The organism is Pseudomonas sp. GW821-FHT09C10, from assembly GCF_059418085.1.
Genome location: NZ_JBWKPE010000001.1, coordinates 65,117 through 89,982, shown reverse-complemented (window position 1 = coordinate 89,982; position 24,866 = coordinate 65,117). Strand labels below are relative to the sequence as shown.

The 24,866-nt window shown below is 57.8% G+C and carries 20 protein-coding genes and 2 pseudogenes; 12 read left to right on the top strand and 10 right to left on the bottom strand.

The annotated features are described in order from the left end of the window. Positions 1–37: 37 nt before the first annotated feature. From AC07OT_RS00355 to AC07OT_RS00335, 5 genes are all read right to left on the bottom strand, one after another. Positions 38–1,723, bottom strand: a complete 1,686-nt coding sequence (locus tag AC07OT_RS00355; RefSeq protein WP_495093860.1) for an AMP-binding protein — start codon at positions 1,721–1,723, stop codon at positions 38–40. Between the two features lie 154 nt (positions 1,724–1,877). After that, positions 1,878–3,119 (bottom strand): OprD family porin, encoded by a 1,242-nt coding sequence (locus AC07OT_RS00350; RefSeq protein ID WP_495107075.1) that lies wholly within the window; start codon positions 3,117–3,119, stop codon positions 1,878–1,880. Positions 3,120–3,294: 175 nt separating this feature from the next. Continuing rightward, the gene (locus AC07OT_RS00345; protein ID WP_495107074.1) at positions 3,295–4,062 is read right to left on the bottom strand and encodes an SDR family NAD(P)-dependent oxidoreductase; all 768 of its coding nucleotides are present in this window, start codon (positions 4,060–4,062) and stop codon (positions 3,295–3,297) included. Between the two features lie 18 nt (positions 4,063–4,080). Beyond that, positions 4,081–4,896 carry an enoyl-CoA hydratase/isomerase family protein gene (locus AC07OT_RS00340; RefSeq protein WP_495107073.1) on the bottom strand — a complete coding sequence of 272 codons (816 nt, stop codon included), beginning with the start codon at positions 4,894–4,896 and terminating at the stop codon, positions 4,081–4,083. A 17-nt stretch (positions 4,897–4,913) separates the two neighbouring features. Then, the gene (locus AC07OT_RS00335; RefSeq protein ID WP_106803944.1) at positions 4,914–5,630 is read right to left on the bottom strand and encodes an NAD(P)H-dependent oxidoreductase; all 717 of its coding nucleotides are present in this window, start codon (positions 5,628–5,630) and stop codon (positions 4,914–4,916) included. Positions 5,631–5,726: 96 nt separating this feature from the next. Here AC07OT_RS00335 and AC07OT_RS00330 point away from each other — a divergent pair, with 96 nt between their 5' ends. Together AC07OT_RS00330 and AC07OT_RS00325 are read left to right on the top strand one after the other, a co-directional pair. Then, the gene (locus AC07OT_RS00330; RefSeq protein WP_424082639.1) at positions 5,727–6,752 is read left to right on the top strand and encodes a GlxA family transcriptional regulator; all 1,026 of its coding nucleotides are present in this window, start codon (positions 5,727–5,729) and stop codon (positions 6,750–6,752) included. A gap of 75 nt (positions 6,753–6,827) precedes the next feature. Next, complete coding sequence (locus AC07OT_RS00325) at positions 6,828–7,646, top strand: AraC family transcriptional regulator (protein WP_495102525.1); 819 nt, start codon at positions 6,828–6,830, stop codon at positions 7,644–7,646. On the opposite strand, the gene AC07OT_RS00320 is transcribed toward AC07OT_RS00325, so the two are convergent. The 4 genes from AC07OT_RS00320 to AC07OT_RS00305 all read right to left on the bottom strand — a co-directional run bounded on the left by AC07OT_RS00320 (position 7,564) and on the right by AC07OT_RS00305 (position 13,719). Beyond that, a complete protein-coding gene (locus AC07OT_RS00320) occupies positions 7,564–8,793 on the bottom strand; it encodes a pyridoxal phosphate-dependent aminotransferase (RefSeq protein WP_495102524.1) in 1,230 nt (409 codons plus the stop codon). The two genes, AC07OT_RS00325 and AC07OT_RS00320, sit on opposite strands and share 83 nt — an antisense overlap. A 40-nt stretch (positions 8,794–8,833) precedes the next feature. Next, positions 8,834–12,316, bottom strand: coding sequence for an indolepyruvate ferredoxin oxidoreductase family protein (locus tag AC07OT_RS00315; protein WP_495107072.1), 3,483 nt, complete (start codon positions 12,314–12,316; stop codon positions 8,834–8,836). Positions 12,317–12,449: 133 nt separating this feature from the next. After that, positions 12,450–12,641, bottom strand: a complete 192-nt coding sequence (locus AC07OT_RS00310; RefSeq protein WP_424082632.1) for a hypothetical protein — start codon at positions 12,639–12,641, stop codon at positions 12,450–12,452. A 37-nt stretch (positions 12,642–12,678) separates the two neighbouring features. Then, positions 12,679–13,719 (bottom strand): AraC family transcriptional regulator, encoded by a 1,041-nt coding sequence (locus tag AC07OT_RS00305; protein WP_495107071.1) that lies wholly within the window; start codon positions 13,717–13,719, stop codon positions 12,679–12,681. Positions 13,720–13,942: 223 nt separating this feature from the next. Between AC07OT_RS00305 and AC07OT_RS00300 the strand changes: the two genes are divergently transcribed. The 8 genes and pseudogenes from AC07OT_RS00300 to AC07OT_RS00265 form a co-directional block, all read left to right on the top strand. After that, positions 13,943–14,716, top strand: coding sequence for an enoyl-CoA hydratase (locus AC07OT_RS00300; protein WP_424082629.1), 774 nt, complete (start codon positions 13,943–13,945; stop codon positions 14,714–14,716). A 68-nt stretch (positions 14,717–14,784) separates the two neighbouring features. Beyond that, positions 14,785–15,969, top strand: coding sequence for a beta-ketothiolase BktB (bktB, locus tag AC07OT_RS00295; protein WP_495102521.1), 1,185 nt, complete (start codon positions 14,785–14,787; stop codon positions 15,967–15,969). Positions 15,970–16,095: 126 nt separating this feature from the next. After that, positions 16,096–16,905, top strand: a complete 810-nt coding sequence (locus tag AC07OT_RS00290; protein ID WP_424082625.1) for an AraC family transcriptional regulator — start codon at positions 16,096–16,098, stop codon at positions 16,903–16,905. Between the two features lie 263 nt (positions 16,906–17,168). Further along, positions 17,169–17,480, top strand: a complete 312-nt coding sequence (locus tag AC07OT_RS00285; RefSeq protein WP_424082623.1) for a DUF485 domain-containing protein — start codon at positions 17,169–17,171, stop codon at positions 17,478–17,480. Then, positions 17,477–19,141, top strand: coding sequence for a cation/acetate symporter ActP (gene actP / locus AC07OT_RS00280; RefSeq protein ID WP_495107070.1), 1,665 nt, complete (start codon positions 17,477–17,479; stop codon positions 19,139–19,141). The genes AC07OT_RS00285 and actP overlap by 4 nt, the downstream gene beginning before the upstream one ends. A gap of 69 nt (positions 19,142–19,210) precedes the next feature. Beyond that, entirely contained in the window at positions 19,211–19,819 is a 609-nt protein-coding gene (locus AC07OT_RS00275) for a TetR/AcrR family transcriptional regulator (protein WP_424082619.1), read from the top strand. A 151-nt stretch (positions 19,820–19,970) separates the two neighbouring features. Further along, complete coding sequence (locus tag AC07OT_RS00270) at positions 19,971–21,809, top strand: autotransporter domain-containing protein (RefSeq protein WP_495102518.1); 1,839 nt, start codon at positions 19,971–19,973, stop codon at positions 21,807–21,809. Positions 21,810–22,110: 301 nt separating this feature from the next. Further along, positions 22,111–22,345: pseudogene (locus tag AC07OT_RS00265) on the top strand (integrase arm-type DNA-binding domain-containing protein); the annotation flags it as partial. Between the two features lie 497 nt (positions 22,346–22,842). Here the strand turns inward: AC07OT_RS00265 and AC07OT_RS00260 are convergent. Then, positions 22,843–23,827, bottom strand: a pseudogene (locus AC07OT_RS00260) (5'-nucleotidase). Between the two features lie 303 nt (positions 23,828–24,130). On the opposite strand from AC07OT_RS00260, the gene AC07OT_RS00255 reads away from it, so the two are divergent. Both AC07OT_RS00255 and AC07OT_RS00250 read left to right on the top strand, forming a co-directional pair. Then, positions 24,131–24,421, top strand: a complete 291-nt coding sequence (locus AC07OT_RS00255; protein ID WP_495107069.1) for a type II toxin-antitoxin system ParD family antitoxin — start codon at positions 24,131–24,133, stop codon at positions 24,419–24,421. Between the two features lie 2 nt (positions 24,422–24,423). After that, positions 24,424–24,780 (top strand): type II toxin-antitoxin system RelE/ParE family toxin, encoded by a 357-nt coding sequence (locus AC07OT_RS00250; RefSeq protein WP_495107068.1) that lies wholly within the window; start codon positions 24,424–24,426, stop codon positions 24,778–24,780. Positions 24,781–24,866: the final 86 nt, after the last annotated feature.

The window sequence follows — 24,866 nt, the reverse complement described above, 5'->3', positions numbered from 1 at the left end:
CCTCTGAATTGGCGCATCATTGAATGTCAGCAACGCTCTAGCACACAGCCAACGCAAGCTCTTCTTCCATGATTTCGCGCATCCTGAACTTCTGTACCTTGCCGGAGAGCGTCATCGGAAAGCCGTCTACGAAGCGTATGTAGCGTGGGATTTTGTAACGAGCGATCTGGCTGCTGCAGAACTCGCGTATTTCGTCTTCGTTGATCACCTGGCCTGGGCGCACGATGACCCAGACACACAGCTCCTCGCCGTACTTCTCATCCGGCACACCGATCACCTGCGCATCCTGAATGGCCGGGTGTTGATACAGGAACTCCTCGATTTCGCGCGGGGAAATATTTTCGCCGCCGCGTATCACCATATCCTTGATACGCCCCGTGATGCTGACGTAGCCCTCGGCATCCATCGTGGCCAGGTCGCCGCTGTGGATCCAGCCGTCGCTGTCGATGGTTTGAACGGTCTTTTCCGGGTCATTCCAGTAGCCTTGCATCAGCGAATAACCGCGAATACACAACTCCCCCACTACACCGGTCGGAACAGTATCTCCTGACTCAGGGTGGACCACCTTGGCTTCCAGATGGGGATGCACTTTGCCGATGGTCGACACACGTTTTTCCAGCGGTGTCTCACACGTGCTTTGATAGCTGGCGGGGCTGGTCTCGGTCATGCCGTAGGCAATAGTGACATCGCGCATATGCATGTCGCGCTGAACCCGGCGCATTACCTCAATCGGGCACGCCGTGCCGGCCATGATGCCGGTGCGCAAGGTGGACAGGTCGAATTCGTGAAAGCGGGGGTGGTCGAGTTCGGTGATGAACATCGTTGGCACACCGTGCAGGGCGGTGCAGCGCTCATTCTGTACTGCCTCAAGGGTGCGCACCGGGTCAAACGTATCGTTTGGGTAGACAATGGTGCTGGCATGGCTCAATGCCGCCAGGTTGCCAACCACCATCCCAAAGCAGTGAAACAACGGCACGGGAATGCACAGACGGTCAGTGGCCGTGAGGCTCATGCCCTCGCCGAGGAAAAATCCATTATTCAGAATGCCGCGATGGGTCAGCGCTGCGCCCTTAGGCGAGCCCGTGGTGCCGCTGGTGAACTGGATGTTGATCGCATCAGTGTTCTTCAGCGTCGCCGCGACACGCGGGACGCGCTCGTCCAAGGCATCCCCCAGGCTCATCAGATCGCGAAAGCGCATAAAACCGGGCACTTGCTCCTCGCCCAGGTGGATCACCGTATGCAACGCGGGCAGCCTCGCAGCACTGAGCTGCCCAGGCGCGCAGGTGTTGATTTCCGGGGCAATCGTTCTGATCACTTGCAGGTAATCGGTGGTCTTGAATGCCGACAGGGTGATCAATGCCTTGCAGCCCGCCTTGTTCAACGCGTACTCAAGTTCCATGGTTTTGTAGGCTGGATTGAAGTTGACCAGGATGATCCCGACCTTGGCCGTCGCCAGTTGGGTTATCAACCATTCGGCGCTGTTGTTTGCCCAGATGGCCACACGATCGCCCGGCGCCAGTGACAACGCAATCAGGGCACTCGCCAGTTGGTTTACTTCAGCTTGAAGTTGAGAATAGCTAAGCCGGATATTCTGATGACACGATACAAGCGCCTCATTATCGGGAAATCGCGCGACCACGTCGTCAAAGAAATCTCCCAGGGTTTTCTCTATCAACGGAATATGAACCGCGCCACGCGAATAACTTCTTTTTATTGTGTTCATCGTGTCTGTCTCAACATTGAAGTACTGCTGTGCCTGTATGCACAGTACGAGAGTCGACAGCGCTGGCACATTGGCAAAACTGACGTTTTTTATGCCAATCTTGCCAAGCCAGTAATTCCCTGCGGGTGTGCGCCAGGCTGCGATTATTTCGGGCCTACCAGAGTGGCAAGCTGTAGCTGACGATCAGGCGGTTCTCATCCAGATCACTCAGGAAGTTGCTGCGGGTGGTGGCGTTACGCAGCTTCAACGCCAGGTTTTTCAGTGGTCCGCTCTGAATGACATACCCCAGATCCGTGTTGCGCTCCCAGGTTCTGCCTTCGCTCAGCCCCGCCCCGCGGTCCACGTTGTCACCCGAGAGATAGCGGGTCATCAGGGTCAACCCGGGAATGCCCAACGCGGCGAAGTCATAGTCGTAGCGCACCTGCCATGAATGCTCATCGCGGTTGCCAAAGTCGTTGATCTGTACCTGGTTGAGCAAAGCATCGTCCGCGCCATTGACGTAGGCGAAACCGGTGCGACCGCTGAGGTGCTGGTAGCCGGCGCTGAAGCTGTGGCCAAGCATTTTGTAGGTAAACAAGGCGCCCAGAGCATCGTTGTCCACGTTACTTCCGCCATCGGCACCCGAGTGTGCAAATCGGATATCGGACTTAAGGCTTTGCCCACCCCCCAACGGCAATTGGTGCACCAGATTGATCAAGTGTTGTTTGTAGATGCCATCAAGACCACCGTAGTAATAACTGGTGAACAGTATCGGGGTCCATTGATAACGACCTCCGCCAAACAGAAATTCATCACTGGTTTTGGCACTTCCCAGCACTATATTGCGCTTGCCGCCATTGAAGACCGTCATCACTTCATTGTCCGAGGAGTCGCGCTGATTGACCCGATCAAGACGGCCCAGGTCAAGGTTTAAACCCTCGATCTCGTTACTGGCCAACCAGGCCCCGCGAAAGGTCTGCGGCATAAGGCGTGAGTCATTGCGCATCAGAGGCGGCAACACCGGCTGGACTGTGCCGAGCTTCAAGGTGCTCTTGGAGATACGTACCTTGGCAGTAAAGCCAGACTCGCCATATTCATCCTTGGCACGCTTTGGCCCGACCGCATTGGTCTTGAGCAGGCCAGTGCCAACCCGATCAGGGCTGGAGTCCAGTTTCAGCCCCAGCATCCCGATGGCATCAATACCGAAACCTACCGGGCCCTCGCTGTAGCCGGACTCTAAGCGCAACATAAATCCTTGCGCCCATTCCTCTGCTTTATTTTGCGCCGAGCCGCCCTGTCGGAAGTCGCGATTCATATAGAAGTTACGCAGTTCCAAAGTGGATTTACTGTCCCCCAGAAAGTCTGCGTGAGCCGATCCGACAATACCCAGGGCCGCGACTGCGCAGAGTACGGGCATAACTGTACCGAAGTTGAAATGCATGGTTAGTCTACCTTTCGCTATTTTTATTGTTATTGCTGTTTTTTATTATTTTCGACTGTGACGCACACTTTAGTGCCGCTGGAATGACTCCCAACGTCACCAAACTTATTCAAACTTCCTGTTCACATTAAGCTGTAACTTGCGTTACTCCTTATTGGGCGGCCATGCGCAGTGCACCATCGAGGCGAATCACCTCGCCGTTGAGCATGGGGTTCTGCACGATCGACGCTACCAGTTGCGCGTACTCGCTACCGCGTCCAAGACGTGACGGGAACGGCACCGTTTTGCCTAGGGACTCCTGTACTGCTGGCGGTAGACCCAGCAGCATCGGCGTCTCAAAGATGCCGGGGGCGATGGTCACGACTCGAATGCCGACACGTGCCAGCTCGCGGGCAATCGGCAGTGTCATGCCAACCACGCCAGCCTTGGATGCCGCATAGGCCGCCTGACCGATTTGCCCATCAAAGGCGGCCACGGAAGCGGTCGTGATGATCACCCCGCGCTCGCCATCGCCATTGGGCACATTGTTGCTCATGGCGGCGACGGTCAATCGGATGGCGTTAAACGTACCCACCAGATTGATCGTGATTGCCCGTGCAAAGGTCTCCAAGTCATGCGGCCCCACTTTACTCTGCACCTTCTGCCCAGGCGCAACGCCGGCGCAGCAGATCAGTCCATCCACCCGACCGAAACGGCTCAACGATTTATCAATAGCGACCTGCATGGAGTGTTCGTCGACCGTATCCGCATGCACAAACAACGCGGCCGTTCCGAGTTCATTCGCCAGCGCTTCACCTGCCGCTGTATTGAGATCAGCCAACACTACCTGGGCACCGGCCTCGACCAACCATTTGGCTGTGGCAGCGCCTAACCCTGAAGCACCACCCGTGATGAAAAAAACCGAACTTTCGATGTTCATGAAAGACCTCTTGGAGAATTAACGAGAAGCACCAAATTGAGTTTTGCGTCGCTGGCAGAACGCGGCGACGCCCTCTGCAAAGTCGGCGCTGGCGGAAACCGCCACGAACGTGGCTTTTTCGGCTGCCAAGGCCGTTTCCAGGGTTGCGTCCAGGCCGCTACGCAGCAAGCGTTTGATCCCCCCATGCGCCGCCGCGGGGCCGTCGGCCAAACGCTGGGCGATGGCCAGGCCAGCGGTGTGTAGTTCATCGCGAGGCACCACTTCAGTCACCAGGCCCGCGGCCTTCGCGTCCGCGGCGCTCAGTTTCGGGTTCAACAACGCGATGGCCATGGCCCGATGCAACCCAACCTGCCGTGGCAGATGCCAGGTAGCACCGCCGTCTGGCGTTGCGCCAATTGCGCTGTACGCCATCAGGAAGCTTGCATCGTCGGCCGCGACCAGAATGTCGCATGCCAAGGCCAGCGACAGGCCAAAGCCAGCGGCCGCGCCGTTGATCAAAGCCAGCACCGGACAGGGCAATTGCGTCAGCCCGGTTACCGCTTCGTTGACGGCACTGATCAGGGTTTCCAAATCATCGGCGCACGCCGCGTTGGAGACATTCAACAAAGCCTCGAAGCGGCGCACATCGCCCCCCACCATGAAGTGCGCGCCACTGCTGCGCAGCACCACAACGCTTGGCGGGTTCACTACCAACGAGCGCACCGCATCTCTCAGCGCCAGCCCCATGCCCAGATCCACACTGTTGCCCGTCTCAGGACGATTCAACGTGATGAAACCAATGAGCCCTTGGCGTTCGACTTGAACGCCTGCATCTGTGTTTAAAGCAGCTGTCATATCGACCTCGCAGACCTTCACGCGTGAGCCGTCGAAGGTTTTGGGCGCAGGATTTCGTCGTAGTCGTCAAGCGACGGAAACTCGAGCGCGGCACGCTGATCCAGGGTCAACAGATGCTCGCGATACTTCGCCAGGTAGTCCTCACGCGCCGCCTGGCTGATATAGGGCACATGGAAGGCCACAAATGGCGGCAGCACCGTAAGACCGACATAGCCCAGCACACCGCGCTGGATGGGCTGCAACAGGATTTCCAGCTCACCGTGCACAGCGCCCGGACCAAACATATGGTCCTGCCCGCCCAGGGAGAACGCGAGCATGGCTTTTTTATCCTTCAAGCCGCCGCGGTCATAAATGCGTGCACCGCCATAGCAGTACCCCGAGATGAACACGCGGTCGAACCAGCCCTTCATGATCGCCGGCATGCTGAACCAGTAGATCGGGAAGTTGAAGATGATCAGGTCGGCGCGCTTGATCTTCTCCAGTTCAGCGAGGATGTCCGGCGCGAGGGTGCCAGTGGTGTAACCGTTGCGCTGCTCCAGGGCGTAGACCAGGTGCTCGCTGTTGGCGCGCTGGCCAAAGTCGCTGGCGCTGGCGACAGGGTTGAAGTTCATCGCGTATAAATCAGACACGTCCACCTCATGCCCCTGCCCGCTCAACACCTCCACAGCGAGGTTGAACATGGCCGTGTTGAATGACTGCGGTTCGTTGTGCGCGTGGACAATCAGTACGTTCATGAAAGCTCCGGTCAATGGCTGATGAGCTCACTGTACGGAAGCGGATCGCGGTGCTAAATTGGCATTAATGACTATTTTTATGCGTAATTTGCCATTATGAAAATCACCCCGGTACGCGTCGCCATTCTTGCTCTCGATGGCTGTTATGCCTCCAGCCTCGCCGGCATCGCCGACGTGTTCCATGTCACCAATGCGCACCTCAGTCGCCAGCAACATAAGACCGGTAAAGCCATTGCCCGGCCTTTTTCCTGGCAGTTCGTGTCGAACAAGGGTAAGCCCGTCACGGCATGCAATGGATTGGCGTTGAACATTGCCACCCCACTGCCGCAAGAGAAGGTCGATATGATCTTTATTCCGGGGCTGTACTACGCCGGGCATGACGCTTTCGAACAGATGCTCGAATCCGCCGCTCCGCAGTTAGAGTGGCTCAAGGCGCAATGGCGCGAGGGCGCGGTGCTGGCCGCTAATTGCACGGGTACCTTCCTGCTTGCCGAAACAGGCTTATTGCAGGGCCGCCAGGCCACTACCACCTGGTGGCTGGAGCGGCTGTTTCGCGAGCGCCACCCCACGGTGAACCTGCAATTGCGCTCGATGGTGACTGAGGAAGACCGCCTGTGGTGTGCCGGCGCCAATGCCTCGTATCTGCTGCAAGGGGTCAGGATGGTTGAGCATTTCTGTGGCGCGAATACCGCGACCCTGACCGCCAAAACGATGCTTATCGACACCAGCCAGACCACTCAACTGCCTTATCTGCCCCTGCAGATGGAAACCGTGCACAGCGACACCATGGTCGCCAAGGCACAGCACTGGCTGCTCAAGCACTTTGCCGAGGACATAAGCCTGCCTGAGCTTGCTTCTGCGCTGTCAGTCAGCGTGCGTACGCTGATCCGTCACTTCAACAGCGTGCTGGGGACAACGCCCCTCGCCTACCTGCAAAATCTGCGTATTGAGATCTCCATGACCCTGCTCGAGAGCGGCGATCTGAGCATCGAGGAGATTGCCAATCAAGTCGGTTATCAGAACGCCAGTTCCTTTACGCGATTGTTTCGCCAGCAAGTGGGATCGACGCCAGCCGCTTATCGCAGTCGGTTTGCGACAACGGGCGGCAATCGACAACGATAGTCCAACCACAAACGTGCAAGCCACGGCCCCCAGTGCAGACGTACTCTGCGGGAAATCACTGAGTAGCCGCTCCCGATGCAGACAAAAGACTGGGTCAGACACGCGCCGCAGACCTCCCCCATAGAGAGACTCGAAGCGTTTTTTGGCACCCATGCGTTCAACACGCACCAGCACGATACCTACGCGATCGGCATCACGCTGCACGGCGCGCACCGCTTCAATTACCGAGGTGAGGCCAAAGTTTGCGCCCCTGGTGAAGTGATGGTAGTGCACCCCGACGAACAGCATGATGGCCGCGCCGGTACCGACGCAGGCTTTCGCTATCAGGGCCTGTACTTGCCGCCCGCGCTGGTACAACAAATCCTCCAGGGCAAACCGTTGCCGTTCCTGAAAACCGCGGTATCCCAGGACCCACGTCTGACGACGACGGTATTCGAACTCTTGCACGCGCAAGACCTCGATCCCATGTCTGAAGAAGATGCACTGCTATCCTTCGTGACCACCCTCGCGGCCGTTACCGGCCAACCCCGCACACCCACGGCCCATCATTTCGAGGCCGCACGCAGGGCGCGGGACTATATTCATGACAACCTGGACCGCCCAATCACCCTTGACGAGCTCGCAGAGTGCGCGGGGCGCGACCGCTGGAGCCTGTCAAAGGATTTTCGGGTGTTCTACGGTACCAGCCCCCATCGCTACATCACCGCACGCCGGCTAAGCCGCGTAAAACTATTGGTACAAGCCGGGCAGACCTTGTCCAAAGCCGCGGTCGATGCGGGCTTCTTCGACCAGAGCCATATGTCCCGGCACTTCACGCGCAGTTTTGGGATTGCCCCTTCCCGTTGGCTTTTCCCAGAGCATGGCGCACCTGCAGAAACTGCTCCATACGACTAACCGCTTCTTTGAGCCTTTCAATACTGGTCGTGTAGGAGAAGCGGATATAGCGCTCCGGTTGATTGATCCCAAAATCCAAACCTGGCCCCGTTGCCACCCCAGCCTCTTCGAGCAGCGTCATGGCGAATGCAAAGCTGTCGGTGGTGAATGCTGAACAGTCGGCATAGATGTAAAACGCGCCTTCCGGCTTGGCCACCACACGAAAGCCCAACCTTGCCAACTCGGCAGAAAGGAAGTCGCGACGGCGCTGGAACTCCATGCGACGCGTCTCCAGCAAGTCGAGGGTTTCGGGTTTAAAGGCTGCCAGCGCCGCGTACTGGGCCGGTGCCGATGGCGACAGGAACAGGTTTTGCGCGAGCTTTTCGATGTGCCGTGTATAGCCTTCGGGTACCACCAGCCAGCCCAGGCGCCAGCCGGTCATCTGGAAGTATTTGGAGAAGCTTTGCACGATCCAGACGCCCTCGCAGCACTGCAGTGCGGTGGTGGACTCCTGGTCGTAGGTGAGGCCCTGGTAGATCTCATCGAGAATAAAATGTCCGCCCTTGGCGCGGATAAACTCTGCGAACGTACGGACCTGTTCGAGGCTGAGCATGGTGCCCGTAGGGTTGGCCGGTGAGGCAAACAGCGCGCCGGCGGTCGAATCATTCCAATGGGCTTCAAGGTCAGCCAGGGTGGGCTGGAAGTTATGCGCTTCGCCCACCGGAATCGAGGTAGGCACGCCCTCAAAGATGCGCACGAAATTGCGGTTGCACGGGTATCCAGGATCGGTCAGCAACCATTCCTTGCCCGGTTCGGCCAGGCAGGCCAGTGCGAGTAACAGCCCACCCGAAGCGCCCGCCGTCACCACGATGCGTGCCGCCGGCACCGTGACGCCATAGCGCCGCAAGTAGTAATCGGCGATCGCCTGCCGCAGCTCGGGAATCCCCAGCGCTGGGGTGTAGGTGGTCTTGCCGTTGGCCAGGGCCGCTTGGCCGGCAGCAATGATGGCGGGTGGGGTCGGGAAGTCGGGCTCGCCGACCTCCATGTGCACAATGTCGCGCCCTTCCGCCTCCAGCCGCTTGGCGCGGGTCAGGATATCAATCACATGAAACGGCGCGACATCGTCCATACGGGCGGCGATAACGGGCGGTTTGATCAGTGAGTTCATGGTTTTATCCTCCATTGATAATCGGTGCGACCTGGGTGACTCAAGCCACTTTTTTCAGCGCGATCACACGACCGCGCAACACATCCAGCAAAACGCTTTCGCGCTGCCTGGCCAACGCCATGGCTTTGGCGCGAACGTGCCCATAACCGCGGATCTGCTCGGGTAGCGAAACCAGCTCCAGCAGCGTGTCGTAATGCGCGCCACCGTCCTCCAGCAGCGGCAATACCTCAGCAATCACCGCCTCGTAGCGTTGGATCAGTGCGCGCTCCTGACGGCGCTCGACGGAGTAGCCGAACACATCCAGCGCAGTCCCCCGTAGCCCACGCAGCTTGGCGAGCAGGCGGAACACCGGCACGATCCAGGGGCCAAATTCGCTTTTCTTCGGCAGTCCGGTATCAGGCGCGCGTTTGGCAAACAGCGGTGGGGCCAGGTTGAACACCAGTTTGTAGTCGCCTTCAAACTGCTGGGAGATGCGGTCAAGGAAACCGCTTTCTACATGCAGGCGTGCGACTTCGTACTCATCCTTGATCGCCAGCAATTTGAAGTAGTACTTGGCAACGGCCTGGGCCAGTTCGCTACGTCCAGTGCCGAGCCGTTGTTCTGCGTTACGTACCTGTTCGATCAAGGCGCTGTAGCGTTGGGCGTAGGCACTGTTCTGATACTCGGTAAGGAACTGCTGACGGACAGCGATCACCTCATCCAGTGTCTTGACGGGCTCCGGTGAAATACGCACACCCTGGCCGGCAGCCTTGGACTCCAGCAATTGCTCGACGGCTTGTGGGTTGACCGCTGCCTGGCGCCCCCAACGGAAGGCTTCTGTGTTCATCTTTTTGGCCGCGCCATTGAGTTCGATGGCCGATTCGATTGAAGTCGCAGAGATAGGAATCAGCCCGCGCTGGTAAGCAAACCCGAGCATGAACATGTTGGCGGCGATGCTATCGCCCAACAGCGCTGTGGCGATGCGACCGCAATCTACGAACTCGGCATGATCCTGGCCCACTGCCTCGACGATATTGCGCCGCAGCGCTTGGGTGGGGTATTGCATATCGGCATTGCGAGTAAAGGCACCCGGCATGGTTTCCTGGGTGTTGGCCAAGACGTAGGTGCTGCCATGGCGCGTTGCCGCGAGGGTCTTGGTGTTGCCCGCCACAATCAGGTCGCAGCCCAGCACCAGGTCGGCGCCACCGGCGGCGATACGGATGGTCTTGATTGACTGCGGGTCGGGGCCGAAGCGCAGATGGCTCCACACCGATCCCCCCTTCTGGGCCAGGCCCGCCATATCGAGCAAGCCACAGCCGCGCCCTTCAAGGTGCGCAGCCATGCCCAAAATGGCGCCAATGGTGACGACCCCAGTGCCGCCCATGCCCGCGACTAAAATGCTGTAGACCCGATCATCGATACTCGGCCGCATCGGTTCCGGCAGCAACGGTACCGCCTGCCCCTGCACGGCCGCCTCCGGCTTGCTCAGGCTGCCGCCAACAACGGTGACAAAGCTTGGGCAGAAGCCGTTGACGCAGGAATAGTCTTTATTGCAGGAAGACTGATCAATCGCACGCTTGCGACCAAACTCGGTTTCCACCGGCTGCACTGACACGCAGTTGGACTTCACGCCACAGTCACCACAGCCTTCACACACCAGGTCGTTGATCACGATGCGTTTGGCCGGGTCGGGGAAAGTACCGCGCTTGCGGCGCCGACGCTTTTCCGCTGCGCAGGTCTGGTCGTAGATCAGCACCGACGTGCCTTGCACCTCGCGGATCTCGCGCTGGACGTTGTCGAGTTCGTCACGGTGATGGAAGGTCACGCCGGCGGGCCAGGCGGTCTCCAGCGGGTATTTGTGGGGCTCATCGCTGACCACCACGATGCGCTTGACCCCTTCGGCACTGACTTGATGAGCGATGGCCGGCACGGTCAATGCGCCATCGTGTTTCTGCCCGCCGGTCATGGCCACGGCGTCGTTGAACAGAATCTTGAAGGTGATGTTGGTGCCGGCGGAAACGGCGGCGCGTATGCCCAGATACCCGGAGTGGAAATAGGTGCCATCGCCGATGTTCTGGAACATGTGCTTGCGCTTGGAAAACGGCGCCTCGCCGACCCACACCATGCCTTCGCCGCCCATGTGGGTGTAGCCCAAGGTGGAGCGGTCCATGGACTGCGCCATCCAGTGGCAGCCAATACCGGCGTAGCCTTTGCTGCCTTCCGGCAGCACCGTGGACGAGCTGTGCGGGCAGCCGCTGCAGAAGTAATAACTGCGTGCCAGCAACTCGGTGTCGCCCTTGACCACTTGGTAGGCACGCAGCTCTTCAATGCGCAGACGCAGGCTGGAGTTGCTACCCAGTTCGAGCAGGCGTTCGCCCAGGGCGATAGCGATCTGGTTGGAGTCAAGGGCCATTTCCGACTGGAACAGCGTCTGGCCCGCCTCATCCAGTTTGCCGACAATGACCGGGGCGCCGGCGCGGCCGTAGAACTGCTCCTTGAGCTGGAATTCGAGCAGGCTGCGCTTCTCCTCCACCACCAGGATTTTGTTCAGGCCCTCGGCAAAACGTAGCGCGCCTTTGGGTTCCAGAGGCCAGACCATCCCGACCTTGTAAATGCGCAAGCCCATGACAGCGGCGGCCTGTTCGCTGAGGTTCAGGTCGTCAAGTGCTTGCAGTACATCCAGGTAGCTCTTGCCGTGGGTGATCACGCCAAGCGTAGCGCCAGGGGCATCAATGACTACGCGGTCCAGCGCGTTGTCACGGGCAAAGGCGCGCACCGCATTCAGCTTGTAGCGGTGCAGCCGCGCTTCCTGTGCGTGTGGGGTATCGGGCTGGCGGATATTGAGGCCGTCGGGCGGCAGGGCAAAATCCTGGGGGATTTGGATTTTCACGCGGTTGATGTCGACGTCAATGGTCGCCGTGGCCTCCACGGTGTCCTTGACGCATTTGATGCCGACCCAGCAGCCGCTATAGCGAGACAACGCCCAACCGATCAGGCCGAAGTCGAGGATTTCCTGGACGCCGGACGGGCTGAGTACCGGAATCATGGCGTCGACCATGGCAAATTCGCTCTGGTGACAGGTACTGGACGATTCGCAGGTATGGTCATCGCCCATCAGCACCAGCACCCCGCCCAACTGCGCGGTGCCCGCGAGGTTCGCATGCCGGAACGCATCACCGGTGCGGTCAACGCCGGGCCCCTTGCCGTACCACATGCCGAACACACCGTCATACTTGCCCTCACCGCTCAGGTGCGCCTGCTGCGCCCCCCAGATGGTGGTGGCCGCCAGATCTTCGTTGATGCCTGGGACAAACAAGGTGTGGTGCTGCTCAAGGTGTTTTTTCGCCTTGCCCAACTGATCATCCAGGCCGCCCAGGGGCGAGCCCCGATAGCCGGAGATGTAGCCAGCCGTGTGATGGCCCGCTTGCTGATCACGTTGACGCTGGGTCATGGACAATCGAACCAGGGCCTGGGTGCCGGTGATGAAAATACGCCCTTGGGTAAGCGTGTATTTATCGTCGAGCTGGACGGTCTTCAGGGTCATCATTCAACTCCACCCCTTGGTTGGGGTATTTATTGTTTTTAGTGACGAGCAGGCGCGACTTGCCCTCACGCGGCTGCATGGAGACGACCGCGCGTATTACGTCTGTCTTGGGGCTAAGCGGTATGAGGGCTGGCTAGTCCGGCGAGCGCCACATCGTGTAGAGCACCAGCGTGGAGAACACCCCAATCGCCAGCCCTGCCGCGAGTGAAATCTTGAGCCCCATGACGCCGCCAAAGAAGCCTCCCGTCAGGAGCGCCAGCAGCAGGTAAACACCGTCGCTGCGCTTGCGATGAGGGCGAATGATCAAACTCAGAAAAGGGGTCATAACCTTGCTCCGTCGCGATGACGGCCTGGGTCAGCCGTCATGTGGAGCTGACTTTATCGGCTGGCGCCGGAATTGGATTGTACGTTTGTAGGTCTGCGCCTGGACGCCGATATGCACCGGGTGTGCTACCGGTCCAACCACGAAAGGCACGGTGAAACACCGCCGTGGAATCAAACCCCAAGCCCAAGGCAATCTGCATGATGGAGAGGTCGGTATGAATCAGTTGTTGTACGGCGATGTCCCGGCGCAACGCATCCTTGACCATCTGGTAACTGGTTCCTTCCTCCTTGAGCCGACGCGTCAGCGTGCGGGTCGACAGCAACAGCGCCGAGGCCGCGCCCTGGATGGTGTCAGCCTGTTTGAGATGGGCCAACAGGTATTGCCGCACCTGTTGTGCCACCAGGCGCTCCTTCAACGTGGTGAACAGCCAGTAGCGCGGCGCTTCGCGCAGGAACGGCAGTAACTCGGCCTTGCTGCGGCGAAACTGCATTGCGCCCCACGCGGCATCGAACGACAACGCCGTGCACGGCTGCTCGAAACGGACAGGGCCAGGAAACATATGCATGTATTCCGATGCATACACCGGCGTAGCGAAGGAGAACGCCACGCTGTGCAGCGGAATTTCCTGGCCTACCAACCAGGAGGCCACGCCGTGCACGAGTTTCATCATCAGTTCGTGCCCCCAGCGCTGGGCGTTGGCGGCGGGATCACGGGCCTCCAGCGAGATCACCATCTGGCCGTCGCGCTCGTAGTAGCCAAAACAATAGTCGTCCAGCAATAAATTCCAGAATCGCGTAAAGCGGTACATCGCATTACTCAGTGAACGAGCATCCAGCAGGCTCGCACACAAGTACTTGAGCGTGCCGCTGCGCATGCGCCTGGAAAACTGCCCCATCACTTCATCATCGGTACCCAGCGCGACCTGCTGATACAAACGCACAAACTGGTCGTAAGTCACCCGCGCACCCGGTGCCTCAAGCAAATGTCCGGCAATGCCCGCAGCACCGACGAATCCACGGATATCTGCCTCGCTGCAGATGTTCAACGCCCCTTGCAGCAAGCCTTGAACGAAAGTCATGGGCAAGGTGTTATCCACGGGATGGTCCACCTGCTGCGCTCCTATGCTGACGGCTGATATGGCGTGATATGCAAACTATTCGGCGGATCGGGTTATTTCAAGGGCCCAGGCGCACTGGCTAAGCTAGGCCAAAGCCCATACCCAACGCAACCTTGCTCGAATGGCCGCTTGAAAAATGCAGCCATCGCCTGGCCGTTAATGCAAACCTTTCGGAGTCTGAGCCATGCCGTTTGAAACCCTGCTGCTGGAAGTCCATGAGCGCGTCGGTCTGATCACGTTGAACCGCCCCCAATCACTCAATGCCATTAACACCCAGGTGATCACCGAGCTTAACCTGGCCCTGGATCAACTGGAGAACGACCCGGCGGTCGGCTGTATGGTCATCACAGGCTCCATCAAGGCCTTTGCCGCCGGCGCCGATATCAAGGAAATGGCCGAGTTCACCTACCCTCAGGTGTTTCTCGATGATTTCTTCTCGGCCGCCGACCGCATCGCCAGCCGCCGCAAGCCGCTGATCGCTGCCGTGGCCGGCTATGCCCTGGGCGGCGGCTGCGAGCTTGCCGTGATGTGCGATTTCATCTATGCGGCCGACAATGCGCGCTTCGGGTTACCGGAAATAACCTTGGGTGTGTTGCCGGGTATTGGCGGTACACAGCGTCTGACCCGCGCCATCGGCAAAGCCAAGGCAATGGAAATGTGCCTGTCCGGACGCCACATGGGCGCCGAAGAGGCCGAGCGGGCAGGCTTGGTGGCGCGCGTTTTCCCAGTCGACAAGCTGTTGGAGGAAACACTCAGGGCCGCTAGCGCCATCGCCGAAAAATCCCTGCCGGCGGCCATGCTGGTCAAGGAAAGTGTCAACCGTGCTTTCGAGTCGAGCCTCAGTGAGGGCGTGCGCTTCGAGCGCCGCGTGTTCCATTCGATCTTTGCCACCGCCGACCAGAAGGAAGGCATGGCCGCCTTCGTCGAAAAACGTGCGCCCGTGTTCAAACACAGATGACCTGGCCACCGCGGCCCTAGCTGCGACGAACCTCCTTCAACTTTTACCTCTCAAAACGGGAGCCTTCCATGGCCCACAAAGATGTGTTTTTCGTTGGCACCGCGCGCACCGCCATCGGCAGTTTTGGCGGCAGCCTGAAAGATGTGCCCCTGGTTGACCTAGCTACCGTCGCCGTCAAAGGCGCCTTGGCCCATGCCGGGATCGATGGCGAGCCTATCGGCCATGTTGTCATGGGCAATGTAGTGCCCACCGAGCCACGTGATGCCTATCTCTCCAGAGTCGCGGCCATCGGTGCCGGGATGCCCCAGGAAACCCCAGCCTTCAACGTCAACCGCCTATGTGGTTCCGGGCTGCAAGCGATAGTGAGTGCCGCACAAGGTATCTTACTGGGGGATTTTGCCCTGGCCGTTGCCGGTGGTGCGGAGTCCATGAGCCGTGGACCGTACCTGCTGCCCAACCTCCGCTGGGGCAGCCGTCTGGGTGATAGCCAGGCCGTGGACTACATGAATGGCATCCTGCATGACCCGTGGAAGCGAACTCACATGGGCGTGACCGCCGAAAATATCGCCAAGCGCTACGGCATCACCCGCGACATGCAGGACCGCCTGGCCCTGCAAAGCCAGGAGCGCGCTGCTCGCGCCATCAGCGAAGGCCGCTTCGAGGCGCAGATCGTTCCGGTCGACGTGCAAATTAAGCGCCAGACGACGCTCTTCGACACAGATGAAAACGTGCGCGTCAACATCGACCTCGAACAGCTGTGTCGGATGCAACCAGTCTTTCAGAAAGACGGAACGGTCACCGCCGGCAACGCATCAAGTCTCAACGATGGCGCAGCCGCGGTGGTGCTGGCAGACGCTGTCGCGATCCAGCAACACAACCTGCCGCCTCTCGCACGCCTGGTCGCGTATGCCCATGCCGGCGTTGACCCGGATTACATGGGCCTTGGCCCGGTGCCGGCGACCCGCCTGGCCCTGAAGCGCGCCGGTTTGAACATCCAGGACATTGATGTAATCGAGTCGAATGAAGCCTTTGCCGCACAGGCCTGTGCCGTGGCGCAGCAACTGGAGTTTGACCCGGACAAGGTCAATATAAATGGTTCGGGCATCTCCCTCGGGCACCCGGTGGGCGCGACCGGCGCAGTGATTGCGATCAAGGCGATCCACGAGTTGCAACGCAGTGGCGGACGCTATGCCCTGGTCACCATGTGCATCGGCGGTGGGCAAGGGATTGCCGCCATTCTTGAGCGGGTATAACCCACCAGTCTGCTTTTGCCCCGCAAAAACCGCCGGCCAGGTTAAACCCACAAACGTCCAAGCCAAACGGCGATGCCTCTGCTTATGCTCTGCCAGACAACAGCGGTATCGCCTCGGTGCGCCAACATGCAGAACGAACAACCGAAACAAGACTGGGTCAAACACGCAACGCCAACCTCAAAAGTGGAGCGTTTTGAAGCCTACTTCGGTTCGCACGCGTTTGATCCGCACCGACACGATACCTATGCCATCGGGCGCACCCTGTCGGGCGTACACCGCTTTCACTATCGGGGTGAATGCAAACTGTGCCTGCCCGGCGAAACCATGATCATCCATCCGGATGAATCCCATGATGGTTGCGCCGGCTCCGACGCCGGCTTCCACTATCGTGGCGTGTATGTGCCGCCGTCTCTGGTTCAAGACATCATCAAGGGCAGCGCCCTGCCCTTTTTCGGCGCCTGTATCACGCAGGATCAGCAACTGGCGATGGCCGCCGACGCACTGCTCAATACACTGGATGCCGACCTGGACTCCATGGCCGAGGATGACGCGCTTTACACGTTCGTTATCACCCTCGCCAGCGTCGCCAACAGCGGCGTTGTCAGCGCGTCCCATCACTTTGCGGCTGCCGCCATCGCACGCGAATACATAGACGACAACCTCGACCAGGCGATTACCCTCGACGACCTCGCCCACTGCGCCGGGCGCGACCGCTGGAGCCTATCGAGTGACTTCCGGGAGTTTTTCGGCACCAGCCCCCATCGCTACCTGACGCTACGGCGCCTCGACCGGGTCAAGGCGCTGGTCCAGGCCGGGCAAGGATTGTCGGATGCGTCGGTCGAAGCCGGCTTCTTCGACCAGAGCCATATGACCCGACACTTCAAGAAGGCCTTCGGTCTCTCCCCCACGCGCTGGTGCAGCCCGCGAAAAACCTGAGGTACAGGCGCCGCGCAGGACTGGCGGGTTATGCAAGTTAATCGGCGGATCGGGTTATTTAATCGCCAGTGGAGCACTGGATAAGCTAGCGCCACCTATACCGGACATAACGTCCACGTTACCCCTGCAAGGCAGATTCACCACGCACTTCGCGCGGGGTGAAAACGCTGCGGACCGTAATGCAGCACCCGCTGTGCGCAAGCATGGCAACCCCATAACAAAAAACTCCAGCCAATAACAATCAAGGTATCAAGGAGCTCAACATGTCATTGCACCCTGCCTACCAGGCGTTGCGCAGCAGCCCGCGTTATCGCGAACTGGTCCGGCGCCGCGCTCGCCTGACCTTCACCCTCAGCGCCATTGTGTTAGGGCTCTATTCGCTGTTTGTCGCAGCGGTGTCCTGGTTCCCCCACGTCCTGCTGCATGTGCCTGTGGGCGGTGGCATCACGCTGGGGATCTGGTCGGCACTCATCCTGATTGTCGGCTCCTGGCTATTGACCGGGCTGTACGTATTTCGCGCCAACCACGTATTCGACAAGCTGAACCAGGCGCTGCTGTTGGAGGTGCAACCATGAGGGCTCCTCGCCTATTGTTGGCCACTGGGGTGCTATGCCTGATCAGCTTTGCAACCCTGGCACAAGCCAGCCAAACTGTGGCGCGCCAACCCAATATGACCGCCATTGCGATTTTCCTGGCCTTCGTTGTCACCACCGTCGGCATCACCTACTGGGCGGCTGGCCGCACGCGCTCAGCAGCGGACTTCTATACGGCCGGAGGCGGCATCAGTGGTGTGCAAAATGGCTTTGCGATTGCCGGGGACTACATGTCCGCCGCCGTGTTGCTGGGCGTATCGAGCATGGTGTTTTCAACCGGGTTCGACGGCATGATCTACTCGGTCAGTGCGATTCTTGGCTGGCCCTTGATCATGTTCCTGATGGCCGAGCGTCTACGCAACCTGGGGCGCTACACCCTGGCCGACATCATCGCCTACCGCCTCGACCCGGTGACCACTCGCTTGTTTTCGGCGTTCAGTTCGTTCGTCATCGTGTGTTTCTACTTGATTGTGCAGATGGTCGGCGCCGGACAATTGATCAACTTGCTGTTCGGCCTTGACTACGAAGTCGCGGTGGTCTGCGTCGGTGTGCTGATGGTGGTGTACGTCACGTTCGGCGGCATGGTGGCGACCACCTGGGTGCAGATCATCAAGGCCGTGCTGCTGCTCAGTGGCGGCATCCTGCTGACAGGGCTGGCCTTCCAGCACTTTGGTTTCAGCATGGAGCGCATGATTGACAGCGCCGTCGCGACCCACCAGAGCGGCCAGCTGATTCTCGGACCATTGAAGATCGCCACGGACCCGGTGTCGATGATTTCCCTGTCCTTGGGGCTGGTGTTCGGCATCGCCGGTTTGCCGCATATCATGATGCGCTTTTTCACCGTGCCGGATGCAAAGGCGGCGCGCAAATCGGTGCTGGTGGCCTATGGTTTGATCGGTCTGTTTTTTATCCTGGTGTGCATCCTCGGCACCGCCGCCATCAGCATCGTCGGTACCGATCCCAGCTACTTCGACCAAGGCGTGATTGGCGGCCCCCTGCTGGGTGGTGTGAACATGGCAATCATGCACCTGGCACAAGCCTTGGGCGGTGACCTGATGTTCGGCTTCCTCGCCGCCGTTGCCTTCGCGACGATCCTGGCCGTGGTGTCGGGCCTGGCGCTTGCCGGCGCGTCCGCGATATCCCATGACCTCTACGCCAACGTGTTGTGCAAGGGCAAAGCCGACAGTGGCAAGGAAATGCGCGTCAGCCGTTGGGCCACCGTGATCCTGGGTGTGCTGGCAGTTGCGCTGGGGATTCTATTCAAGGGTCAGAACGTGGCGTTCCTGGTGGCGCTGGCATTTGGTATTGCGGCCTCGTCGAATTTTCCCATTCTGCTGCTGGCTATGTACTGGAAAGGCCTGACCAGCCGTGGCGCTCTATGGGGCGGGCTGAGCGGTTTGGTCAGCTCACTGGCGCTGGTGCTGCTGTCGCCGGGGGTATGGGTCAAAGTACTGCATCACCCCGAGGCCTTGTTCCCGTACGACTACCCCGCCCTGTTCTCGATGCCGTTGGCCTTCGCCGTCGCGTGGAGCGTTTCCTGCCTGGATCGCAGCCCGAGCACTACGAGCGAACGTGATGCATACGAGCAGCAAAGCGTACGCGCCGAAACCGGCTGGGGAGCTGAGAAAGCCGCACAGCACTGAAAACTTCTAACGGGAGCGTGGCGCAATCGCGTCACGCTCCCTTTTTTTGAGCTATCGAGAGGCCCGACGATGCCTGTTTCTGAACGACGGTCGCATTTCGGCCAGTACCGGCCCCAGGTGCTGGAACTGCTGGCCAGCAAAGGCTTCAGTCAGGTTGGCATGCGTGAACTTGCCTCCTCCCTGGGCCTGTCACCCGGCGCGCTTTACCACCATTACCCCAGTAAGCAGGACTTGTTGTTCGACCTGATTGAAGAGTTATATGAGGAGTTGCTTGCCGCCGTCGCCAGCGTCAGGCGCTTAGCGGTGAAAAAGCCGGAAAAACTCAACCTGTTAATTCAGGTACACCTTCGCCTGCATGCAGAGATGCCCTGGCACTTCCGCCTGGCGGAACGGGACATTGGGTGCTTGACCGAAGAGCAACAGCAGCGTTTGCAAACCCTGCGTGAAGACTACAAAGGCGATCTTTATAGGACCTTGGGCACACCTGCTCAAATATTTGATCCTGAAGCCGAACTCATCGCCAGGCTTATCGCGAACCTACTGCAATTTGCCCCGACCTGGCTGGCAGGCTCAGCGATAGATCAACGCCAGCAACATAAATTTCTGCAGGACTTCCTGATAACGGCCATAAACAAGTTGCAAATACACAAACGTACAACTATCCGTAGATTAGTTTAGAAAATACACAAGTGATTTTTTAAATTCTGGCATTTGTACCTCACCCTACCCTGCGCATAATCCTCTCGATCCAGAACGTATGGCTACATCACCAATACACTTTTCCGTATTTACGGAATCGCTGCCAAAACAATAAAAACAGGAAGAGACAGTGAATATCACAGACACGCGAGTCCGCAGTATCCTGATCGCTGGCGCCTTGTCGCTATCGTCTTACTCCGCCCAGGCCAATTCTTTCTACTCCTTTGGCGACAGCCTCACCGACAATGGTATTTCAGTGCGTGAATTTGGCGCAGCCATCGGTAACGCCCCGGGTCGCTACCCGGGCGCAGATGGGAAATTCACCAATGGCAGCACATGGGCCGAAGTATTACCCGGTCTGTCCGGACTTTCATTCAGCGACACCAATGGCTATGCAATCGGCGGCGCAAAAAGTGGATATAGCGGTTTTGATGACGCCTTGGTGGGAGCACCGACCGGTTTTCTAACCCAAATTGAAAAGTTCCGCAGTGACGTGGTCAGTGGAAAAAAATTCCTCGGCGAAAATGACCTGGTTGGTATCTGGATTGGCACCAACGACATTTTCGATGACGCATCCCTCGCGGCACTGGATACCTACGTCAACAATATAGAAACAGGCATCCGCACACTTCAGGCACTGGGCGCACATAACTTTGTGCTGATTGGTTCTGATGACGTCTCGTTATTGGCAGGCCCTTCGTCCGCGGTAGATCCGGGCCTTGAAGCGCTTTCAAATGCTGGCAAAAACTTCAACCAGAAACTGCTGGCGCTTAATATTTCCAACGTGAACATCTACTATTTCGATGTACTGACCTTATTGAGAAATACGGTCAGCGATCCCGTGAAATATGGTTTCACTCATGTCACCAGCCTGGATAACTGCGAGGCAAACCAATGCGACACGTTGACACTTGCACAACAAAACACTTACTTAATGAAGGACAGCATTCATTACACCGACCGCTTTGAAAGACTTATTGCGAGTTATATCGCCAATATCATCAATGCTCGAAACACGCTCAGCGTGCAATCGACCATGGTCGGTTCAGCAGGCGCCAATTTTCTTCAGCCGCTGATCAGTCGATATGACCTGCGGGGTATCGATCTTCAGGAGCGCGATCAAGCTTCGTCATGGACGGTGTTTATCAACGGTGGCACAGCCCATGGGGCCGATCATTCGCAGATACCGGGGCCTGGGCTCGATCGCGGAAAAAACACCTTGAAGAGCGACACCATCAGTATCGGAGTCGACTACCGACTCTCAAGTGAATGGACGCTCGGAGCAGCTCTTAACTACTCAGATATCGAATCGAGACAAGCAACCAGAGGTGGCAGCAACACCGCATTGCAAATGGGCCAGGCCGCGGTCCTCGCGAGCTTTGCCGCACGAGGAACATTTATCAATATGGGGGTGGCCTATGGCGCAGGCCAGTTCGATATCTCACGGGCCGGCGTGTTCGACAGCCTGTCTGCCTCACCCAATGCCAATGTCTTGAGTGCCACAGTACGTGCAGGCCGGTGGTTTCACTTTGAGTCGGTTGAGTTGGCCCCGGTGATCGGCCTGGATTACTGGCGTAGCAGAATCAGTGGCTACTCCGAGCAAGGCGATTCATTACTGCAAATGGGTGTGCGCGGCCAGCAATACGAACAACTGAATGCCAGCCTGGGTGGGCAGATAGGAAAACGCATCAATAGCCACGGGGCATCCGTAGAGTCACTGCTGCGCCTGACCACAGAGCAAGTCCTGACCGACAGTGATCGAACGCTTGAAAGCTTTCAACGCAACGCGCCCAATTTCAACATCAAAACCCCCGTCAACGGGACGGACGAAAGACCATTCGGGCGCCTGAGCGCGCAAGTCGACATCCATCTTCCTTCAGGATGGGGCATGAACTTGAATGCGATGAGTACCTTTGGCAACCGGCAGGATGATCGCTCGATAATGGCTAGCTTTAGCTACGATCTCTAACGCGGGTCTGGGGCCGTCACCGCCCCAGAAGCCTTCACTCCTAATAGGATATTTTTAGGGATAAAACTTCCGCGAACCAAGAAAATACTTGAATACTTTCAATATATTATGCCGTCATTCGATTCCGGGTTCGGCACCATCTCTAGTTCCACTGACAGCCAGTAAAGTCCATGGAACCCTTTAAAACCCGCCACTTGGCGGGTTTTTTCGTTTATGGCGTTCCGGCGGTTTCTGTCGAGTTCCAGGCTTTTTAGGTATAGCTTTAGAGATACAAGCCAGTTCGATAATGGGTTGTGTACTTATGCCACGTACCACTGCTCCCCCTCAGTGACGCTGCTTGCCGTACGGCCAAGCCTAAAGATTGCCCATACGGTCTGTTCGATGGTGATGGCCTTTTTCTGCTAATCCAGCCTAACGGCCGAAAGGGATGGCGCTTTCGATATACCAAATCCAATGGCAAGCAAGGACTCACGGCTTTCGGCAATTATCCTGTTGTCAGCCTGACAGATGCACGAGCCAAACGTTTGGAGCTCAAGGTGCCTCCTATCTAAGGAACCTCGTAGGTAGTCCTGCAGATCCTGCGAGTACACCCGCTTTGTCCGGCCGCGTAGCCAAGGTAGCGAGTGGATGACGACAACCCCATCGTCAAGTGCCGCTAGTTCCTGAAAAAGCGTAAATTCGCCTTTGCTGCGGAATTCCGCATGATCGAGTGCTGGAAAGAATTTGGCCATGGATGGAAGAAACGCTATGTCCGTTTGGGCATAGTAAGGCACTGGATGCCCCGGGGCCCCTCATCCACCAACCTGTCAAGGGTACCGCTCCGATCAGACCAGACCGGGCGGAAATTACCGAATCGATACTCACGTTGTACCCTATCCACCTTGGGGTTCATCGTTCGGGAAATGGATTCGCTATCGAGCACGTTGGTGACTGGTCGCAAATCGACGAGTCAACGTCGTCGTCAAGGCTGGAACGGGTACGCAGTACAGAACCGATACGAGTTCCTGTAGTACTACGCGCTCAAGCCACCGTGTTACACCACCTGCTGGACCTGATCCGCTTCAGGCTCTAGCGCATCCACAGTAGCGACATGGTTGGTGATGCCGAAAGGAATGTGCACGGATGGAGCAACGGCGCTAGTCGATTTAAGGTGCCCTGATTGGTCATCGAAGAAGATGTGTGGTTTCAATACGCCTAAAATTTTGCCTTTCTCTATGCCACCCAGGAAGAATGCGTCATTGGCCATGACACCCCCAACTCTTGAGTGTATTCATCGCACGCTCATGAGACGGAGCATTGCGGGCTGTGACGATCGAGACGCGTATGCGGTTTTCGTATTTAGGATTGAGCTTTTTGTGCTTCTCCTCGACCGACTGGATTTTGGATATCCGCACCATGAACTCCTTCAGCGGCCCCGGGTTATGGGGCTGCATAACGTTTTTCACTTCGTGCGCATGGAACTCAGACAATCCAGAGGCCTGCATGATTGTTTCGGACTCATCGCCGGCGAGTACGCCGTCAAAGTCGAATGCGATACGTAGGGTTTTATCAGCTTCGTCGTCTTCAAATTTTGAATCGAGCACCTGGCCAGCCGGGTACCCGGCCTTGATTGCCGCTTCCACGTCTTTTTTGTCACCCGACAAAAATAAAGCGATATTCAGTGCTGGTATGTATTCATAAGGGGATTTTCCCTGCATGAAAATCGCCCTTGTCATCCCAAGGCCATAGTGCTCGATAGTCTTCAGCACGCGCAGCCCAGTGTCGGGATCATTGCGCGAAAGCAGTATTACCTCGACGAGCGGATCCGTAGGATCGACGCTAAGGTCATTCACTGACAGTAAGCGCTTGATGAAGGGGAACGCTATCCCCTTAGGAAGCGGTACGTGAAGATTTTCTTGCTGAAACTTGCGGTATTCCTCCTCCCCCTGACTCTGAAACACTGCGTCCGATGCCAACAAATCAAACACAGCGCTGGAAGCGACGCCAATCACCAGGCGATTTTCTAACTCGTAGGGCATTGGAACCTCTCTTGATGCCTCTAAACGCAAATATTGATGGGCATCGAACATGCCGATCGATTTCAGGGCGGATCAAGAAGCACACATCGAACGCCTCCTCCCACGCACAGTCAGGCATATCAATCTTCAAATCAATCTACAGGTTGTTTTATTAATGGGTGGATCACTTTGAATCTTGCTGATTAGCGCCGAGTCAGCCATCACCTGATCGCCGAATGTCGGCCCCAAACTATTCCCCTGAACGAAAATGGCATAATATGCCAACAATCAAAAGTACCTGTTTGCATGGAACTGGAGCTAGTTATGGCGACGCGAAACGTTGTGCTCACCCCTCACCAGGAACAGGTTATCCATGACCTAGTGCAGTCCGGCCGTTATCAGAATGCCAGCGAAGTGATGCGAGAAGGTTTGCGTTTATTGGAGCAGCGCGTCGCCGAAGACACCGCCAAAATTGAGGCACTGCGTCAAGCGACCTCAATCGGCATCATGGATCTCGAGCACGGGCGCTTTACTCAGTTGAACGAAGGGGATCTGGAGCACTTTCTCGAGGGCTTGAGCCTGGAGGCCACCATCCCCACAAGAGAAAAACACTGAGTATGCCGCAGTATCGGATTACCAACGCAGCGCGCGCCGACATTGTTGACATCCTCAGGCTCTCCCAGACACAGTTCGGCGGTCAAGCACGCCAGCGCTACCAGGCACTGATCCTCGCGGCGCTGCAAGCGCTTGCCGACACGCCTTATCGCATTGGCAGCCACGACCGCGATGAGCTTGCACCGGGCCTTCGCAGCTATCACCTCATCTACTCACGCCAGCAGGCCAAACAAACCCATGGAACGGTTAAAAGCCCACGCCATATCGTGTTCTATCGTGTGGCAAACGACGACGTGATCGAGGTCGTCAGACTCCTTCATGACGCCATGGAAGTGCAGTCTCACTTGCCTAATGACTGATCACCGAGCTAGCCCAAAGGGTTAACTGGCCATGAACTGCGAAGGATAGGTGCTGAAAAACACACCCGACAACACCGCTTAAAGGT

Excerpts from the sequence above, each read along its gene's own strand:
- AC07OT_RS00355 (WP_495093860.1), bottom strand. The coding sequence starts at position 1,723 with ATGAACACAATAAAAAGAAGTTATTCGCGTGGCGCGGTTCATATTCCG.
- AC07OT_RS00350 (WP_495107075.1), bottom strand. The coding sequence starts at position 3,119 with ATGCCCGTACTCTGCGCAGTCGCGGCCCTGGGTATTGTCGGATCGGCT.
- AC07OT_RS00345 (WP_495107074.1), bottom strand. The coding sequence starts at position 4,062 with ATGAACATCGAAAGTTCGGTTTTTTTCATCACGGGTGGTGCTTCAGGG.
- AC07OT_RS00340 (WP_495107073.1), bottom strand. The coding sequence starts at position 4,896 with ATGACAGCTGCTTTAAACACAGATGCAGGCGTTCAAGTCGAACGCCAA.
- AC07OT_RS00335 (WP_106803944.1), bottom strand. The coding sequence starts at position 5,630 with ATGAACGTACTGATTGTCCACGCGCACAACGAACCGCAGTCATTCAAC.
- AC07OT_RS00330 (WP_424082639.1), top strand. The coding sequence starts at position 5,727 with ATGAAAATCACCCCGGTACGCGTCGCCATTCTTGCTCTCGATGGCTGT.
- AC07OT_RS00325 (WP_495102525.1), top strand. The coding sequence starts at position 6,828 with ATGCAGACAAAAGACTGGGTCAGACACGCGCCGCAGACCTCCCCCATA.
- AC07OT_RS00320 (WP_495102524.1), bottom strand. The coding sequence starts at position 8,793 with ATGAACTCACTGATCAAACCGCCCGTTATCGCCGCCCGTATGGACGAT.
- AC07OT_RS00315 (WP_495107072.1), bottom strand. The coding sequence starts at position 12,316 with ATGACCCTGAAGACCGTCCAGCTCGACGATAAATACACGCTTACCCAA.
- AC07OT_RS00310 (WP_424082632.1), bottom strand. The coding sequence starts at position 12,641 with ATGACCCCTTTTCTGAGTTTGATCATTCGCCCTCATCGCAAGCGCAGC.
- AC07OT_RS00305 (WP_495107071.1), bottom strand. The coding sequence starts at position 13,719 with ATGACTTTCGTTCAAGGCTTGCTGCAAGGGGCGTTGAACATCTGCAGC.
- AC07OT_RS00300 (WP_424082629.1), top strand. The coding sequence starts at position 13,943 with ATGCCGTTTGAAACCCTGCTGCTGGAAGTCCATGAGCGCGTCGGTCTG.
- bktB (WP_495102521.1), top strand. The coding sequence starts at position 14,785 with ATGGCCCACAAAGATGTGTTTTTCGTTGGCACCGCGCGCACCGCCATC.
- AC07OT_RS00290 (WP_424082625.1), top strand. The coding sequence starts at position 16,096 with ATGCAGAACGAACAACCGAAACAAGACTGGGTCAAACACGCAACGCCA.
- AC07OT_RS00285 (WP_424082623.1), top strand. The coding sequence starts at position 17,169 with ATGTCATTGCACCCTGCCTACCAGGCGTTGCGCAGCAGCCCGCGTTAT.
- actP (WP_495107070.1), top strand. The coding sequence starts at position 17,477 with ATGAGGGCTCCTCGCCTATTGTTGGCCACTGGGGTGCTATGCCTGATC.
- AC07OT_RS00275 (WP_424082619.1), top strand. The coding sequence starts at position 19,211 with ATGCCTGTTTCTGAACGACGGTCGCATTTCGGCCAGTACCGGCCCCAG.
- AC07OT_RS00255 (WP_495107069.1), top strand. The coding sequence starts at position 24,131 with ATGGCGACGCGAAACGTTGTGCTCACCCCTCACCAGGAACAGGTTATC.
- AC07OT_RS00250 (WP_495107068.1), top strand. The coding sequence starts at position 24,424 with ATGCCGCAGTATCGGATTACCAACGCAGCGCGCGCCGACATTGTTGAC.